Genomic DNA, 15865 nt, shown 5'->3' with positions numbered 1-15865 from the left:
GTGGAGAGAGCTTTTGGCATTGGGCCCTCGGCGCTGACGGAGGCCATGGGCATGCTCAACCACCATTTCGCAGCAGCCGCCTGATCGGCGCAGAGCGACAGCCTACCTCTGACTGCCGCCAATCTTTGCAACAGAGCCCTCGACACGCTGCGCCGCTGGCGTGACGCCGGCGGCACGCATGCCAGCGTCGGCACGATGTATCGGGGCTATACAACCGCCGATGCGCATGTCGATTTCCTGACGGACGTGAAGCAGCGGCTGGATGTCTAGCTGCTGCTTCAGGCCATCGATGCGATGGTCTTGCGGAAACGCCTCAACGCGATAACGAAAAATACGGTGCCGATCGCGGTGACCGCCAGCATTTGCGGCCATACGACATCGATGCCTGCGCCACGGAACAGGATGGCCTGCCCCAGTTGCACGAAGTGCGTCGTCGGCGCGACGAGCATGACGTTCTGAACGAATTCGGGCATGCTCTCGCGCGGGGTCGTACCGCCCGAGAGCATCTGGAGCGGCAACAGTACCAGAACCGACAGCATGCCGAATTGCGGCATGTTCCGGGCGATCGTCGCCATGAATATGCCGAGTGATGTCGTCGCGAACAGAACCAGCGCAGCGCTCGCAAAGAAGAGCAGCTGAGAGCCGGCCACCGGCACGCCCAGTGCGCCCCTGACGACCAGTTGAAGTGATATGAAAGCGGCCAGCAACACAACCAGCCCCATCGACCATACCTTGCTGAGCATGATCTCAAACGGCGTCACGGGCATGACCAGCAAATGCTCGATCGTGCCATGCTCCCGTTCGCGGATCAGTGCTGCACCCGTCAGGATGATCGACAGCATCGCAATGTGGTTGATGATCTGGGACAGCGCGCCGAACCAGCTTTTATCCAGCGTGGGATTGAAGCGGGCACGCAGTTCCAGACGTACCGGCAAAGAACTTTCTCCGCGATACCGCGTCCTGAATTCTTCAACCTCGCTCAACACGATCTGCTGGATATAACCGCTGCCGGAAAAGGCCTGCGTCATCCGCGTGGCGTCCGTGTTCAACTGTATTTCGGCCGATCGCCCCGCCAGGACGTCGCGCTGGAAGCCCGATGGAATGTGCAGCACGAAAGTGTAGACGCCCGCGTCCATGCCGGGGTCGATCTGTGCTGGCGCGATCATGACAGGCTTTACGAACTGCGGCGGGTAAAAGGCCGAAGCGATCCGCTGGGAGAGCGGCGAACTGTCCTCATCCACGATAGCGATCGATGCCCTGTGCAGGCTTTCGGGAGAGGCTGTAGCGGCCGAATAGACTGCGAAAGTGAACATGAAGATGATAAGGAACAGCATGGTAGGATCCCGCCACAGGCTCCACAGCTCCTTGACGCCCAGCCGATAGATATTCGCGAACTTCCGGCGCATGATCAACGCTCCTGCTTTGCAAGGAGCATAGTAGCCACGCCGATGATCAAAGGCCCGGTAATCAGCAATGGCCAAAAGGCTCCGAGCAAGTCGGCGAAACCCAACGCCTTGTTGAAAATACCTCGACTGATCGTGAACATGTGACCCGAGGGATATATTTCGCCGATGATCCGAGCCCCGCCTTCGAGCGAGGATACGGGATCAAGCATGCCACCATAGGTAATGGTCGGAATCAGCGTACCCATCATGGCAAGGAACATCGCTGCGATCTGGCTTTGCGTAACCGCCGACGCCAACAGCCCCATGCCCGTCGATATCACGCAGAATAGCAATGCCGCCGTGACAAGCGCCATCACGTTACCGGTCGGCGGCACGTTGAACAGGAAGATCGCCATAAGGAACATGACCGCAAAATTGATCATGGCGAGCGCGATATAGGGGAGCTGCTTCCCAAGCAGGAATTCCGATCGCGTCACTGGCGTGACATACAGATTGATGATGGAACCGGTCTCTTTCTCTCGCACCACCGCCAAAGCCGTCAGCATGGCCGGCAGCATCAGCAGCAATAGCGGAATGACGACCGGTACCATCGCAGGCAGGCTGGTGACGTTGGGATTGTAACGAAAGCGATTTTCAACCGATACGGATCCAGCTGTCCCGGAAATGCCGGCCATACGCATCTGGTCGGCCAGCCAGTGCTGGTGCATGCCCTGGATATACCCCTGCACCGTTTCCGCGCGTTGCGGCATCGCGCCATCGAACCATGCACCGATGGCAACATCCTGGCCGCGTTGCACATCGCGGCCAAAATTGGGTGGTATCTCTATGGCCAGCGCCAGTTCGCCATTCTTCATCCGCCGATCGAGGTCGTCATAGTCTGTAATCGGACGTCGTTGGGTGAAATAGGGTGATCCGGAAATGTCGAGCTGGTAGCGCTCGCTCACACTGCTCTGATCCCGGTCGAGCACGGCATAGCGCAGGTCGTTGACGTCCAGCGTTATTCCGAAGCCCATCACCAGCATCAATATGACCGTGCCGCCCAGCGCCAATGTGCCCCGCACGGGATCACGCTGAAGTTCGAGCACCTCACGCCAGACATAGCTCAACATGCGCTGGAGACTGAAACTTTGCTTCACGGGAAGCGGCTCATGGACGACCCGGGCTTGATCCGGCGTCACCTCTTCCGCTTCGACCTCGCTCTCGCCCGTTGCCTCGATCAGATAGCCGATAAACGCTTCTTCGAGTGTCTTTGCGCCCCGCTTTTCCACAAGCTTCGCCGGAACGTCGCTGTCCAGCACCTTGCCCGCATGCATCATCGACATGCGATCGCACCGTTCCGCTTCATTCATGAAGTGGGTGGAAATGAAGATCGTCACCTTGTCGCGCCGCGACAGTTCGGCGAGCAGCCTCCAGAACGCATCGCGTGCAACAGGATCGACGCCGGAGGTGGGCTCGTCGAGGATCAGCAACTCGGGTTTGTGAACCATCGCGACGGCCAGGGAAAGGCGCTGACGGATACCGAGCGGCAAGCGCTCGGGCAGATCGTCCATCACAGGCTCCAGCCCGAACCGCGCCGCCATCTCTTCGACCCGGCCCGGTATTTCGTCGGCAGCCACATGGAACAGCCGGGCATGCAGCTCAAGATTCTGCCGGACCGACAGCTCGCTGTAGAGCGAGAAGGCCTGGCTCATATAGCCAACCCTGCCGCGCGTCGCCATGTCACGCGGATCAACCACGTTGCCGAACAGCCAGGCCTGCCCGTCGCTGGCTGGCAACAAGCCCGTCAGCATCTTCATCGTCGTCGACTTGCCGCAACCGTTGGAGCCAAGGAAGCCGAATATCTCGCCCCGCCGGATGCGGAAGCTGACATGATCGACCGCGACAAAGTCGCCGAAGCGCATCGACAGATTCTGGGCTTCGATGGCGATGTCATTCTCGTCAACGTCGAGCGGCGGAATGATCACCGGCTTGTGCCCGCGCTTCTTTTCCTCGGGCAACAACTCAGCAAACGCCGCCTCAAGATTGTCGGAGCCCGTACGTTCAAGGATTTCGGCGGGTGTGCCGGTGGCCAGCACTGCACCATCGTCCATCGCGACGAGCCAGTCGAAACGCTGCGCCTCGTCCATATAGGCGGTCGCCACGATCACGCTCATGCCGGGGCGCTGCTTGCGGATACGGGCGATCAGGTCCCAGAACTGCGCGCGCGCCAGCGGGTCGACACCGGTGGTCGGCTCGTCAAGGATCAACAGGTCTGGGTCGTGGATCAGCGCACAGCAAAGCCCCAGTTTCTGCTTCATCCCGCCTGACAGCTTGCCCGCCGGGCGGGACAGGAAGGAATACAGGCCGGTGCTCCGGGTAAGATCGTCGATGCGTCGCCGGCGTTCCTCTGCGCTGTGGCCAAAGAGGCGCGCGAAGAACTGCAGATTCTCTTCTACCGACAGCGTGGGGTAGAGGTTCTTGCCCAGCCCCTGCGGCATATAGGCGATGCGCGGGCAGACGGCATCCCGATGGTCGCTGTCGGCAATGTTGCCGCCCAGAACCTCGACCGTCCCCTCCTGCACTGCGCGCGCGCCGGCGATCAGCGCGAACAGGCTGGACTTGCCCACACCATCGGGGCCGATGACGCCGATCATTCGGCCGGCTTCTATATCCAGGTCGATCCCGCGCAGCGCTTCCGCCTTGCCATAGCGCAGGCGCACCTGTGCAAGGCGAACGACCATCGGGCGTTCCGCAGACAAGGCCACTGGCCTATTCCTTCACAAGATTGGAAAGACTGGCTGGCCAGGGCGTGTTGGGATCGACACGGACATAGGCCATGCCTGGCAACCCGGTCTTCACCTGCGCGATGTGACGGCGCAGAAGCGCGGGATCGATTTTTGCGCGCACCCGGAACATCAGCTTCTGGCGCTCGCTCTCCGTTTCCACCGACTTGGGCGTGAACTGCGCAACGTCGGCGACGAAACTGATCTTCGCCGGAATGACATATTGTGGAGCGGCATCGAGCACGAGACGAACCTCGCTACCGATGCCGACACGCCCGGCGGTCGTTTCCGGCAGGAAGAAGGTCATATACACATCCGACAGGTCGACCAGGTTCATCACGCGTCCGCCGCCGGCCACAACCTCGCCCGGCTGCGCCACGCGATACTGGATCCGGCCACCGCGCGGCGCGCGCAGATCGGCATCGTTGATGTCTGCCTTTATCCGCACGATCGTCGCGCGCGCCGCATCGACGTTGGAGCGCGCGCCGATCACCTGACTGCGCGACGCAGCGATTCCGGCCTGCGTCGATGCCAGTTGCGCTTTGGCCGCCTCGACGGTTGCCGCCGCCCCTTCGACGGCCGCCTGATTGTCGTCGCGCTCCTGCGCCGGCGTTGCGCCCTCACGCGCCAGCGTTTCGGACCGGGCAAGGCGCTTACGCGCGGCATTGAGCTCTGCTTCCCGCTGGCGGACTGTCGCCACCGCGGCTGCATGCTCGCTTTGCCGCTGGCCGACCTGCGTTTCGGCGATCTGGACATTGTTCAGGGCCTGCGCCAGTTGCGCCTGCGCTTCGGACAACTGCGCATTCAGCGTCTCGACATCCATATGCGCCACCACGTCGCCCGCATTGACCAGTTCGCCCTCGTCCTTGACGATATCGCGAATGCGGCCCGGGCTTTTGGCGGCAATGTCGATCTCCAGCGCCTCGATCCGCCCGTTCCCGCCGACGATGCCTTCCGGCAGCGCCGACGGCTTCAGCAGCGACCAGAGCAGAAGCCCTATTGCGGCCACGGCTGCCACGATCCCTCCCCTGATAAGCCAGGTCTTCTTCGTCGGCTGCGTCATGGATTGGATCCCCCATCAGTGTTGCCCTGAGGGCCGTTGTCAAAAGTCTGGTCAGCGACAAAACCGCCGCCCAGCGCTGAATAGAGCGCGACGATACTCGCCAGTTCGGCGCGCCGAAGCCGGACGAGCGCCTGTTCCGCGTCGAACAGATCGCGCTGCGCGTCCAGAACCTCCAGATAGGCCGATCGCCCATTGTCAAAGCGGAGCAGCGCGAGCCGCGCGCGTTCGCGTTGCGCATCGAGCATCGTGCGTGTCGTACCGATCTGAAGCTGCAACTGCCGACGCTGCACCAGCGCGTCGGAAACGTCACGAAACGCAGCCTGCACCGTACGCTCATACTCGGCGACGGCGCGTTCTTCCCGCGCCTTCGCCACGTCCAGATTGCCCTTCAGTCGACCGGCATTGAAGAGCGGCAGGGCTATGGTCGGTGCAAAGGTCCACGCCTTGCTTCCGGCTGAAAACAGTCCGTCCAGTTCGTCGCTCATGGTGCCATAGGCACCCGTCAGACTGATGTTGGGCAAAAAGGCAGCACGGGCAGCGCCGATATTGGCGTTGGCCGCGCGCAATTGATACTCGGCGGCAACAATGTCCGGACGATTGGTCAGCAGATCCGAAGGCAACCCGGCCGGCAGGACCATGTTTTCTGGCACGTCCGCAAGGGAAAGTCTGCCCGGCGAAATGTCCACCGGCCGTCCTACCAACAGCGCCAGGGCATTGCGATTGACGACGCGATCCTGCTCCAGCCCCTGCAACGTTGCCTGCGCCTGTGCCAGCAGGATCTGTGCCTGCATCATGTCCAGCTTTGAACCGGAACCAACGTCAAAGCGTCGGCGCATGATGCGCAGGGACTCTTCGCGTGTTCCGATGGAATCCTTTGCGAGCGCGACACGTTCCTCATATTCGCGCTCGAGCAGATAGCCATTGGCCACCTGCGCGATCAGACTGGTAGCAACACCCCTGCGGGCTTCTTCCGTGGCAAGATATTGCCACCGCGCGGCATCGCGCAGATTCCGCAGACGCCCCCAAAAGTCGATTTCCCAGCTGGCGCTCAACTGCGCGCTGATCTGTTTCACATCGACCGGTGTGGCCCCGACCGTCGGCAGGTTGAACAGCGTACGTCCCCGCGTGCCCGTTCCCACAGCATCGAGTTGAGGATACAGGGACGCCCCCTCGATACGCCAGGCCGCGCGTGCCTCCGCCACCCGCGTAGCCGCAATGCGGACATCACGATTGTTCGCAAGCGCTTCCTCGATCAGATGCTGGAGCTCGGCATGGCGAAAAAAATCACGCCAGCCCAAATATGCGATCGCCCTGCCGGGTACGGTCTCCGCATTATAGACAGCAGGGACCGGCTGGGCCGGTCGCACATGGTCCGGCGCGAATGAACATCCCGAAAGAAAGCCGAAAACAGCAAGCGCGCAGGCGGCCCGTGACGCTTGCCACCCTCTTCGGGCCTCCCCTGTTCCAAAACCAAATTTGTGCCGCACATCGTCCCTTTCTGACGCCACGATCAAGTTCCAGCCAGCCTGCACACGCACCTCCTAGCCCTCATGAAATATGGAAGGAGAGGTCCATGACTCTGACTCAAGCAATCATCAGGACGCCGGCTTTTTCTCGGCTTTGCCTTTCTCGCCTGCGGCAGCACCGGGCCACAACTTCGACAAGGATGATGTCCATGTCTCAAAGGCTGCAGCGAGCTGTTGACGGCCGGCGTCGGCCTCAAAGCAATGGCCGACGTCCGCCTGCCACGCTTTGAAGGCTGCCCTGGTTTCTTCCATGGTCGCTTGCCGGTTTTGTTCGATTTCCTGCCATATCTCCGAGAATCCGGAGAAGTTCGGCGCATGCACAGGTTGCGCCTGTTCGCCGTTCTTGGGCGACAGGATCGCAAGCGTATGCGTCGCGATGCTCGCCTGGCGTTCGCCCGCATGCCGCATGATCTCGGCATATTTCAAAAGCAGGTCCCGGTTCGCACCGGCAACAGTCGTCCATTGATCGAAGGGATAGCTCATCTGAAAAATCCTTTCAGGTCAGTTCAAGGTTACGTGGAGACGCGGGGATTGATGCCCCCGTAAGGTAGGTGAAAGCGCAGCATCACCCATTGGCAATATATTGCCCACCGTTCACGGTAAGGACCGATCCGGTGCAAAAACTGGCCATTGGAGAAACCAACCAGGTCACAGCAGAGGCGATTTCATCGGGCGCCCCAAGGCGACCCACCGGAATCGTGGACACGATCTTCGCTTTGACCTCATCCGGAACCATAGCGACCATATCAGTGTCGATATAACCGGGGCACACTGCGTTGACCGTGATGCCGCGTGCGGCGTTTTCCTGCGCCAGCGCCTTGGTGAAGCCGATCACGCCAGCCTTCGCGGAAGAGTAGTTGACCTGCCCGACCTGCCCCTTTTGGCCATTGATCGACGAAATATTGATGACGCGGCCGGAACGCCGCTCGCGCATGCCCTCGATCACAGGCCGCGTCATCGCAAACATGGAATCGAGATTGGTGGACAGTACGGCCCGCCAATCCTCCCACTTCATCTTGTGAAACATCACGTCGCGTGTGATTCCTGCATTATTCACAAGAACGGAAACAGGGCCGAGTTCCTGTTCAACCCGCGCAGTGCCCTCGAGGCAGGCCGCCTCGTCCGAAACATCCCATTTGAATATCGGCACAGCATTTTCCCGAGCAAAGCGCTCAGCCGCCACATCGTTGCCGTGATAGATGGCTGCGACCTGATATCCTTCTTTTTTCAAGGCCTTCGTGACCGCGGCACCTATGCCGCGTGTCCCGCCTGTTACGATCGCGATTCCAGTCATCGAGAACTCAGCTCCTTTGTCGCTCGGATGATCGCCTTTCACTCTTTCCATCGGCACGCAGGAATCAGTATGTATACGTATAAGTGTATATATCGCTTCAGGTCATATTCCAGCCTATGATTCTGCATTCGCGCACCGAGGAAAAAGAAATGGGCAAAGCCATACCGGGACAGCCCCAGATACCCGCACCGCACTCGAGAATTGGCCGGCCGCCCGGCTCCATCACCACATTGCTGGGCACCCATATTCTGGAGGTCGCGACCCAGCAGTTTTTCCTGCGCGGCTACGAAGCAACGAGCATGGATGCCGTGGCTGCGGCGGCGCAGGTCAGCAAACGTACGCTCTATCAGCGCTTCGGGTCGAAGCGCGGCTTGCTCTTGGCCATTCGCGAACAGGAAATAGGCTATTTTGCGGCTCTTGTGGACACGCCACTGCCGCAAGGGAATGTTCGAAGAAAGATGGCCTTCCTTGCCAACATTCTTGTCGAGGCGACCACCACACCAAGAGCGCTGGCATTCATGGGGCTCAGGGAGGAACTGCGTCGCCTGGAACCCGATCTGGAAGACGGGACATATCAGCGCGTAATCGACCACTGGGTCAGCGCGTTTCAAAACATTTTACGGAGCGACCCTGGGGTGTCGGAAGCGACGCCGGAGCAAATCGACTTCGTTGCCGGCTTCCTGTTTGACGCGCTTGTAACGATCCCCCAGCGACGCATCCTGCGGCAGGGCGGCCTGTCGAACACAGCCGAGGAAAAGACGGCGTTCATTGACGCTACGCTGGATCTGCTCGCCAGCGGTGTGCCTGCCCTTCGCGCCTCATCCGAAGATGATCCCGCAACACTTCTTGGCGCACGGCAGCAACGGACGATGATCTATGGGGAGGTGCCACATGCCCGCTGAGCAAGAGCGCCCCGATCCGCTGGACAGTATTTGCGATGTGCTGGACAGAGCCGCCGCGTCGGCCGTCGCTCAGGCGACTTTCGGCCTTTCACCCTCGACACTTGCGCTCGCCGCCTCTGACTGGGCGATGCATCTTGCCCGTTCTCCGGGGAAGCAGCTTCAACTCGGCGCGAAACTGTCCCGCAAATATCTTCGCATGCTGGATTTCGTCGCGCGCAGCGCCAAGGATCCCGATGCCGCTCCGGCCATCGAACCGCTGCCGCAGGATCGGCGATTTGCGGATGCCGCCTGGAAACAGCCACCGTTCAATCTGCTCGCCCAGTCCTTCCTTCTCAATCAGCAATGGTGGCACGCCGCGACCACCGGGATCGGCGGGGTCAGCAGGCATCATGAAGACATTATGGAGTTCACGGCACGCCAGATGCTCGACATGTTTGCGCCGACAAACTTCATCGCCACGAACCCGGTGGTACAACAAAGAATAGTGGAAACCGGCGGCCAGTGCCTGGCCGACGGCATGCGTCATTTCTTTGAGGATGTGCAACGCACGGCGCGCGGAGAGCGCCCGGTCGGCACGGAGGATTTTGTCGTCGGCGAGAATGTCGCCACGGCAAGGGGCAAGGTCGTCTTCCGCAACCGGCTCATGGAACTCATCCAGTATGAACCGACCACAGAGACGGTCCGGCCAGAGCCGGTTTTGATCGTGCCCGCCTGGATCATGAAATACTACATCCTGGATCTGTCGCCCGGAAACTCGCTGGTTCGATGGCTGACGGGGCAAGGCTACACTGTCTTCATGATCTCGTGGCACAATCCCGGCACGCAGGATCGCGACCTCGACCTTGATGATTATCGCCGCCTCGGGCCGATCGCCGCGCTGGATGCGATCACGGCGATCACCGGCAGCGCAAAGGTCCATGCTGCCGGTTATTGCCTTGGCGGCACGCTCCTGTCGATCACCGCGGCGGCAATGGCCCGCGATGGCGACACCCGCCTGGCAAGCATGACACTCCTCGCCGCGCAGACCGAATTCAGCGAGCCGGGCGAACTCGGGCTCTTCATCGACGAGGCGCAACTCAACATCCTGGAAAACATGATGTGGAGCCACGGCTTCCTCGACAGCAGCCAGATGGGCGGCGCGTTTCAGCTGCTGCGTTCCAACGACCTTCTCTGGTCACACGTCCTTCAGACATATCTGCTGGGCGAGCGTGAGCCGATGATCGACCTGATGGCGTGGAATGCGGATGGCACCCGGATGCCTTACGCCATGCACAGCGAATATCTCAGCCGCCTGTTCCTCAATGACGACTTGGCCGAGGGCAAGTATGAAGTCGATGGCCGCACGATCGCGCTGGCGGCGATCCGTGCACCGCTCTTCGTTGTCGGCACAGAACGCGATCACGTGGCGCCATGGAAGTCGGTGCATAAGATCCACATGCTCACCGGCGCGGAAACAACCTTCGTCCTAACGAGCGGCGGCCACAATGCCGGTATCGTATCCGAGCCCGGCCGCAAGAACCGGCACTTTCAGGTGCTGACGCGCGAGATGGACGGTCCACCGCTCGACCCGACGGCATGGCGGGAGCGCGCACCCCGACAGGAGGGGTCGTGGTGGACGGCGTGGGGCGAATGGCTCGGCACACGTTCCGGCGCATCCGTACCCCCGCCATCCATGGGCGCAGCGGACAAGGGTTATCCGACGCTCGGCGACGCGCCGGGCAGCTATGTTCTGGAGAAGTAGCCTTGGACGATACCGACACGATCGAGAACCGAACCTATGGCGAGATCGCGATAGGCGATACGGCGAGTGTGACCCGCACGCTGTCAAAGAAGGACATTCAGGTATTTGCGCTGGCCTCCGGCGACGTGAACCCTGCGCATCTTGATCCTGAATTCGCCGAAGGGGATTTCTTTCGCCGGGTCATTGCGCACGGCATGTGGGGCGGCGGCCTGATTTCCGCTGTTCTGGGCACGGAACTGCCTGGCCCCGGCACGATCTACCTCAGCCAGTCTCTCCGTTTCAAACGGCCGGTTGGCATAGGGGATGTCATAACCGCGTCGGTGACCGTCAGGGAAAAGCACGACGACAGACATATCATCCTGCTCGACTGCCGTTGCGAAAACCAGCATGGCGAAACGGTTATCGCGGGCGAAGCAGAAGTCATAGCGCCGACCGAGAAAATCCGTCGCCCGCGTGTCGCGCTTCCCGATATCCGCCTGTCCGATCATGACGGCTATCATCGCCTGATAGAAGCTGTTGCCGGCAATCCGGCACTGACGGCCGTGGCCCATCCCTGTTCGGCGGCGGCGCTCGCAGCAGCGGTGGAGGCCGCCGAAGCGGGCCTGATCAATCCTATTCTTGTCGGCCCCGAAGCGCGCATTCGCGCTGCGGCAAAGGAAGCGGGCAAGGATATTTCCGCATACCGGCTGGTGGCCACCGCCCATAGCCATGACTCCGCTGCAAAGGCGGTCGGGTTGATCCATTCGGGTGAAGCCGTCCTGCTGATGAAGGGGTCGCTCCACACCGACGAACTGATGAGCGCGGTCGTATCGCGTGCCAACGGACTTCGTACCGAACGCCGTATCAGTCACGCCTATGTCATGGATGTGCCGGGGCATCCGGAACCGCTCATCATCACCGACGCGGCCATCAACATCGCGCCGAATCTGGAGGAAAAGGCGGATATCATCCGCAACGCCATCGACCTTGCCCATGTCCTTGGTCGCAAGGAACCAAAGGTCGCGATCCTGTCGGCAGTAGAGACCGTCAACCCCGCCATGCCGACGACCCTCGATGCGGCGGCTCTTTGTAAAATGGCTGACCGCGGCCAGATCACGGGCGGGCTGCTCGATGGGCCGCTCGCGTTCGACAATGCCGTCAGCGAAGCGGCCGCAAAGGAAAAGGGCATCGTTTCGCGCGTCGCCGGGAAAGCCGATATCCTTGTCGTGCCAGACCTTGAGGCGGGCAACATGCTGGCCAAGCAGCTGACCTTTCTGGGCGGCGCGGATGCTGCGGGCGTGGTATTGGGTGCCCGCGTACCCATCATCCTCACCAGCCGGGCGGACAGTCTGCGCACGCGGCTTGCCTCCTGCGCCGTGGCGGTACTGCTCTCACGCGCAGCGACAAAGGCGGCGCCGGGATTGCCCGGCACCGAAGAGACAACCGAAGCACAGTCCGGAGCGGCACCCGCATGAAGGCGATTGTCAGCCTCAACGCTGGCTCCTCCAGCATCAAATTCGCCCTCTTCACGCTCGATGACGACCGCACGCCCACTCTCTCGGCAGGCGGCAAGATCGAACGCATCGGTATTTCCCCGCGCCTGACGATCCGTGATGCTGCAGGAGCATTGCTGCAGGAGCATGACTGGCGGGATGAAGCCGCGCTGACGCATGCCGACCTCCTCGCCTGGCTCTTTGCCTGGGCTACAGAGCATCTCGACGGACGCGAGGTGATCGCCATCGGCCATCGCGTCGTTCATGGCGGCACAGACTTCTCACGACCGTGCCTGATTGACGATGCGGTGCTGGATGAGCTGGAAAGCCTCAGTGCGCTCGCCCCGCTCCATCAACCGCATAACCTTGGAGCGATCCGCGCCATTGCCGCCATCGCGCCCGAACTGCCACAGGTGGCCTGCTTTGACACCGCATTCCACCATGACCGCCCGCCGCTGGCCACGCGCTTTGCCCTACCGCGAGCGCTGCACGATCAGGGGATCAGGCGCTATGGGTTTCACGGCCTTTCCTACGAATATATCGCGCATCAACTGCGCAAAATCGACCCGGCCATGGCGCGCGGGCGCGTGGTCGTGGCGCATCTGGGCAATGGCGCATCGATGTGCGCCATGGCGGACGGAAAAAGCGTCGACACAACGATGGGTTTCACCGCGCTCGACGGACTGATGATGGGAACACGCTGCGGTGCGCTCGACCCCGGCGTTGTACTGCATCTCCAGACGCAGATGGGCATGGGCGCTTCGGAGGTGGAGTCCATGCTCTACAGCAAGTCGGGTCTGCTCGGCGTTTCCGGCATTTCCAGTGACATGCGGGAACTTGCAGCGAGCGACCGTGCCGAGGCTGCGGATGCAATAGAGTTGTTCGTCTGGCGTGCCGCACGAGAGGTCGCCGCCCTGACGGCCTCCCTTGGCGGCCTGGATGGCATCGTGTTTACGGCCGGTATCGGCGAGCATCAGGCCGACATACGCAGCCGTATCTGCCAGCGGCTCGAATGGCTTGGTATCCAGATCAACGAAATCGCCAACGCGGCCGGCGCTCCGGCCATCAGTTTCGATGACAGCGTTGTAAAGGTCCGCGTCATCCCTACCGACGAGGAGCATATGATCTGCCTTCACACTCTTTCCGTTCTCTTTGGAGTGCAGCCGTGAACCCCATCATCGACCTTCGCGGAAAACGCGGCCTCGTCATTGGCATCGCCAACGAACATTCCATCGCCTCCGGCTGTGCCGAAGCGTTTGCACGCGGCGGTGCGCGGCTTGCCGCCACCTATGTGAACGGCAAGGCGCAGGATTGGGTTCAACCGGTGACGGACAGGCTGGGCGTCGAATGGACCGCGCCCTGCGATGTACGCGAACCGGGCCAGATGGAGGCACTTTTTGCGGAAGTTGAAAAACGCTGGGGTGGTCTGGACTTCCTGCTGCACTCGATCGCCTTCGCACCCAAGGATGACCTGCATGGCCGGGTGATCGACAGTTCGGCAGACGGCTTCGCCATGGCGATGGATGTATCCTGCCACAGCTTTCTGCGTATGGCGAAGCTGGCAGAGCCGTTGATGACGGACGGGGGCTGCCTGCTCTGCGTGACCTTTTACGGCTCCGAACGTGTGGTGGAGCATTATAATATGATGGGTCCGGTCAAGGCCGCGCTGGAAAGCGCAACGCGCTACATGGCTGCAGAACTCGGACCAAAGGGTATTCGTGCGCACGCCATATCGCCCGGCCCGATTTCGACGCGCGCGGCCAGCGGGATCGACCGCTTCGACGAACTGCTGGACCGCGCGGCGGCACAGGTTCCACAGGGGCAACTGGTGGATATCGCTGACGTCGGCGCGCTCGCGGCCTTCCTTGTCAGCGACGCCGCAAAGCGGATCACGGGCACCGTGATCCCGGTCGACAACGGACAGCATCTTCACGCATGACACGCGCATCGATCCTTTCGGCGGTTTCCGCCGCCCTCCTCATCGCGACGCCTGCTATGGCTCAGGATGGCATCGAGATTTTGATCAGCCGCGCCGCGCTTCGCGAAGCTGGCGGAAATGTCGAGGTCGACGTTCGGCTGCTGAACGCTTCAGACACCCAAAAAACTGTCGTTCTGCCTGATCGCGTCGCCGCCACGCTCACCGCAGACGACGTTGCGCATGCGGTCTGGCTGGAGCGCGCCTCGTCTACGCCTGCCTCCTTGGAGCTTGCACCTGGCAGCTTCGCCAAGGCGGCATACCGGCTCGCTTCGTCCAGTGCCGGCGAAATATTGTCGGTTCCCGCGTGGAACGATCAAAGGATCGCGCTCGAAGTCGCTCCGCCTTCCACGCAGGCAACGGCACAGGTGGCGGCGCAGGCGCCCCCCCTGCCCGCGCCACCGCCAGCAGACCGGACAGTCGGCAACGCCTTCCTCGAAAATTTGTCGGCCTATGAACCGATCTACGCCGTGTACGGTCCGGGCACGAACAGCGAAGCGCGCATCCAGCTGAGCTTCAAATATCAACTCTTCGGCAGCCGCGCCCGCGAAGAAGATCATGCATCCCTTCGGGACGGCCTCTACTTCGCATACACGCAGCGTATGTTCTGGGATCTGGGTGCGGAATCATCGCCCTTCCGCAACATCGACTACCAGCCCGAGCTTTTCTATCTGTCGGAGCCTGTCGCGATCGCGGGCAAGGCGACGGTAAGCGGGCAAATCGGCCTGCGCCATGAATCCAACGGCCGGGACGGCGATGCCTCGCGCAGTATCAACAGCATCTATGTCGCGCCCATGGCGGCTTTCCCGCTGAGCGGTGGCTGGCGCCTGACCGTGGCGCCACGTGCGTGGCTCTTTGTCGGCGACCGCTCCGACAATCCCGACATTCGCAGATACAGGGGCAATGGCAGCCTCTTTATGGAGGTTGGAGAGGATAATGGACTGCGCCTCTCCACCTCCACCCGTTTCAACCTGTCGACAGGCAAGGGCGCAGTCTCGGCGGACATGTCCTATCCCCTGCGACGGATATTGGGTGGCGGTCCCGACTTCTATCTCTTTGGCCAAAGCTTCTACGGCTATGGCGAGAACCTGCTCGATTATGACCGCCGCACGACCCGGTTCCGCATCGGGCTGGCCGTTGTGCGGTGAGGCGCCGAACATGACGAACCATTCCATTTATTCGGCAAATGCGGGCTTGATGCGCGCATTGCCCATGGCGTCGCCATGCGCAGGTGACTATGGGCAACACACCAACAACGAGCGGAAAGGATTCCCGTGAACAATAATGACCTGGCCGACAAGATCGCCAGCCAGACCGGCAGCACCAAGGCTGACGCCCGCGCTGTCGTCGATCTCGTCTTCGCGTCGATCGCCGATGCGGCCGCCAGCGGCGAAGAGATCAGCCTCAACGGCTTCGGCAAGTTCAAGGTGAAGGACAGCCCGGCACGCGAAGGCCGCAACCCGTCCACGGGCGAAACGATCCAGATCGCAGCGTCGAAGAAGCTGGGCTTTGCGCCCGCCAAGGCGCTCAAGGACAAGCTGAACGGCTAATTGTCCCGCTGCCAGTCAACTGGGCATCCATCAGGGCTCTGTTGCAAAAATCGTGAAGCTTGAGCATGCTTGGCGGAGATTGGACGGACGGAACGATGACGGATTTCAAGTGGCGCCATTTCCAGGGTGATGTGATCCTGTGGGCGGTGCGCTGGTATTGTCGCTATCCGATCA

Annotated in this window: 13 protein-coding genes and 2 pseudogenes; 9 read left to right on the top strand and 6 right to left on the bottom strand. The window is 61.4% G+C overall.

What is annotated here, in order from left to right:
* Positions 1-84, top strand: a pseudogene (locus AC13EK_RS07105) (IS6 family transposase); the annotation flags it as partial.
* Between the two features lie 194 nt (positions 85-278).
* Here the strand turns inward: AC13EK_RS07105 and AC13EK_RS07100 are convergent.
* The 6 genes from AC13EK_RS07100 to phbB all read right to left on the bottom strand — a co-directional run bounded on the left by AC13EK_RS07100 (position 279) and on the right by phbB (position 8051).
* Positions 279-1406 carry an ABC transporter permease gene (locus AC13EK_RS07100; protein WP_207080806.1) on the bottom strand — a complete coding sequence of 376 codons (1128 nt, stop codon included), beginning with the start codon at positions 1404-1406 and terminating at the stop codon, positions 279-281.
* Positions 1407-1408: 2 nt separating this feature from the next.
* The gene (gene rbbA, locus AC13EK_RS07095; protein ID WP_122129140.1) at positions 1409-4126 is read right to left on the bottom strand and encodes a ribosome-associated ATPase/putative transporter RbbA; all 2718 of its coding nucleotides are present in this window, start codon (positions 4124-4126) and stop codon (positions 1409-1411) included.
* A gap of 28 nt (positions 4127-4154) precedes the next feature.
* Positions 4155-5231 (bottom strand): HlyD family secretion protein, encoded by a 1077-nt coding sequence (locus AC13EK_RS07090; RefSeq protein ID WP_122129141.1) that lies wholly within the window; start codon positions 5229-5231, stop codon positions 4155-4157.
* Entirely contained in the window at positions 5228-6718 is a 1491-nt protein-coding gene (locus AC13EK_RS07085; RefSeq protein WP_122129200.1) for an efflux transporter outer membrane subunit, read from the bottom strand. The genes AC13EK_RS07090 and AC13EK_RS07085 overlap by 4 nt, the downstream gene beginning before the upstream one ends.
* Before the next feature lie 108 nt (positions 6719-6826).
* Positions 6827-7240 (bottom strand): hypothetical protein, encoded by a 414-nt coding sequence (locus AC13EK_RS07080; protein WP_122129142.1) that lies wholly within the window; start codon positions 7238-7240, stop codon positions 6827-6829.
* A gap of 82 nt (positions 7241-7322) precedes the next feature.
* Positions 7323-8051, bottom strand: a complete 729-nt coding sequence (gene phbB, locus AC13EK_RS07075) for an acetoacetyl-CoA reductase (RefSeq protein ID WP_122129143.1) — start codon at positions 8049-8051, stop codon at positions 7323-7325.
* Between the two features lie 116 nt (positions 8052-8167).
* Here phbB and AC13EK_RS07070 point away from each other — a divergent pair, with 116 nt between their 5' ends.
* The 8 genes and pseudogenes from AC13EK_RS07070 to AC13EK_RS07035 all read left to right on the top strand — a co-directional run.
* Positions 8168-8953, top strand: coding sequence for a TetR/AcrR family transcriptional regulator (locus tag AC13EK_RS07070; protein ID WP_483022105.1), 786 nt, complete (start codon positions 8168-8170; stop codon positions 8951-8953).
* Positions 8943-10694: a PHA/PHB synthase family protein gene (locus tag AC13EK_RS07065; protein ID WP_122129145.1), complete on the top strand. Its 1752-nt coding sequence runs from the start codon at positions 8943-8945 to the stop codon at positions 10692-10694. Before AC13EK_RS07070 ends, AC13EK_RS07065 begins: the two co-directional genes overlap by 11 nt.
* 2 nt (positions 10695-10696) lie before the next feature.
* Positions 10697-12148: a bifunctional enoyl-CoA hydratase/phosphate acetyltransferase gene (locus AC13EK_RS07060; protein WP_234831428.1), complete on the top strand. Its 1452-nt coding sequence runs from the start codon at positions 10697-10699 to the stop codon at positions 12146-12148.
* Complete coding sequence (locus tag AC13EK_RS07055; protein ID WP_122129146.1) at positions 12145-13335, top strand: acetate/propionate family kinase; 1191 nt, start codon at positions 12145-12147, stop codon at positions 13333-13335. The genes AC13EK_RS07060 and AC13EK_RS07055 overlap by 4 nt, the downstream gene beginning before the upstream one ends.
* On the top strand, positions 13332-14105 hold the full coding sequence (gene fabI, locus AC13EK_RS07050; RefSeq protein WP_122129147.1) for an enoyl-ACP reductase FabI: 774 nt from the start codon (positions 13332-13334) through the stop codon (positions 14103-14105). The genes AC13EK_RS07055 and fabI overlap by 4 nt, the downstream gene beginning before the upstream one ends.
* Positions 14102-15289, top strand: coding sequence for a phospholipase A (locus tag AC13EK_RS07045; protein ID WP_122129148.1), 1188 nt, complete (start codon positions 14102-14104; stop codon positions 15287-15289). Before fabI ends, AC13EK_RS07045 begins: the two co-directional genes overlap by 4 nt.
* A gap of 126 nt (positions 15290-15415) precedes the next feature.
* Positions 15416-15691 carry an HU family DNA-binding protein gene (locus tag AC13EK_RS07040; protein WP_122129149.1) on the top strand — a complete coding sequence of 92 codons (276 nt, stop codon included), beginning with the start codon at positions 15416-15418 and terminating at the stop codon, positions 15689-15691.
* Between the two features lie 95 nt (positions 15692-15786).
* Positions 15787-15865, top strand: a pseudogene (locus tag AC13EK_RS07035) (IS6 family transposase); the annotation flags it as partial.

It is taken from the genome of Sphingobium sp. L-44 (assembly GCF_056859495.1).
The sequence above is the reverse complement of the archived record's forward strand: the minus strand, read 5'-3'. Positions and strand labels throughout refer to the sequence as shown.

Excerpts from the sequence above, each read along its gene's own strand:
- AC13EK_RS07100 (WP_207080806.1), bottom strand. The coding sequence starts at position 1,406 with ATGCGCCGGAAGTTCGCGAATATCTATCGGCTGGGCGTCAAGGAGCTG.
- rbbA (WP_122129140.1), bottom strand. The coding sequence starts at position 4,126 with ATGGTCGTTCGCCTTGCACAGGTGCGCCTGCGCTATGGCAAGGCGGAA.
- AC13EK_RS07090 (WP_122129141.1), bottom strand. The coding sequence starts at position 5,231 with ATGACGCAGCCGACGAAGAAGACCTGGCTTATCAGGGGAGGGATCGTG.
- AC13EK_RS07080 (WP_122129142.1), bottom strand. The coding sequence starts at position 7,240 with ATGAGCTATCCCTTCGATCAATGGACGACTGTTGCCGGTGCGAACCGG.
- phbB (WP_122129143.1), bottom strand. The coding sequence starts at position 8,051 with ATGACTGGAATCGCGATCGTAACAGGCGGGACACGCGGCATAGGTGCC.
- AC13EK_RS07070 (WP_483022105.1), top strand. The coding sequence starts at position 8,168 with ATGATTCTGCATTCGCGCACCGAGGAAAAAGAAATGGGCAAAGCCATA.
- AC13EK_RS07065 (WP_122129145.1), top strand. The coding sequence starts at position 8,943 with ATGCCCGCTGAGCAAGAGCGCCCCGATCCGCTGGACAGTATTTGCGAT.
- AC13EK_RS07055 (WP_122129146.1), top strand. The coding sequence starts at position 12,145 with ATGAAGGCGATTGTCAGCCTCAACGCTGGCTCCTCCAGCATCAAATTC.
- AC13EK_RS07045 (WP_122129148.1), top strand. The coding sequence starts at position 14,102 with ATGACACGCGCATCGATCCTTTCGGCGGTTTCCGCCGCCCTCCTCATC.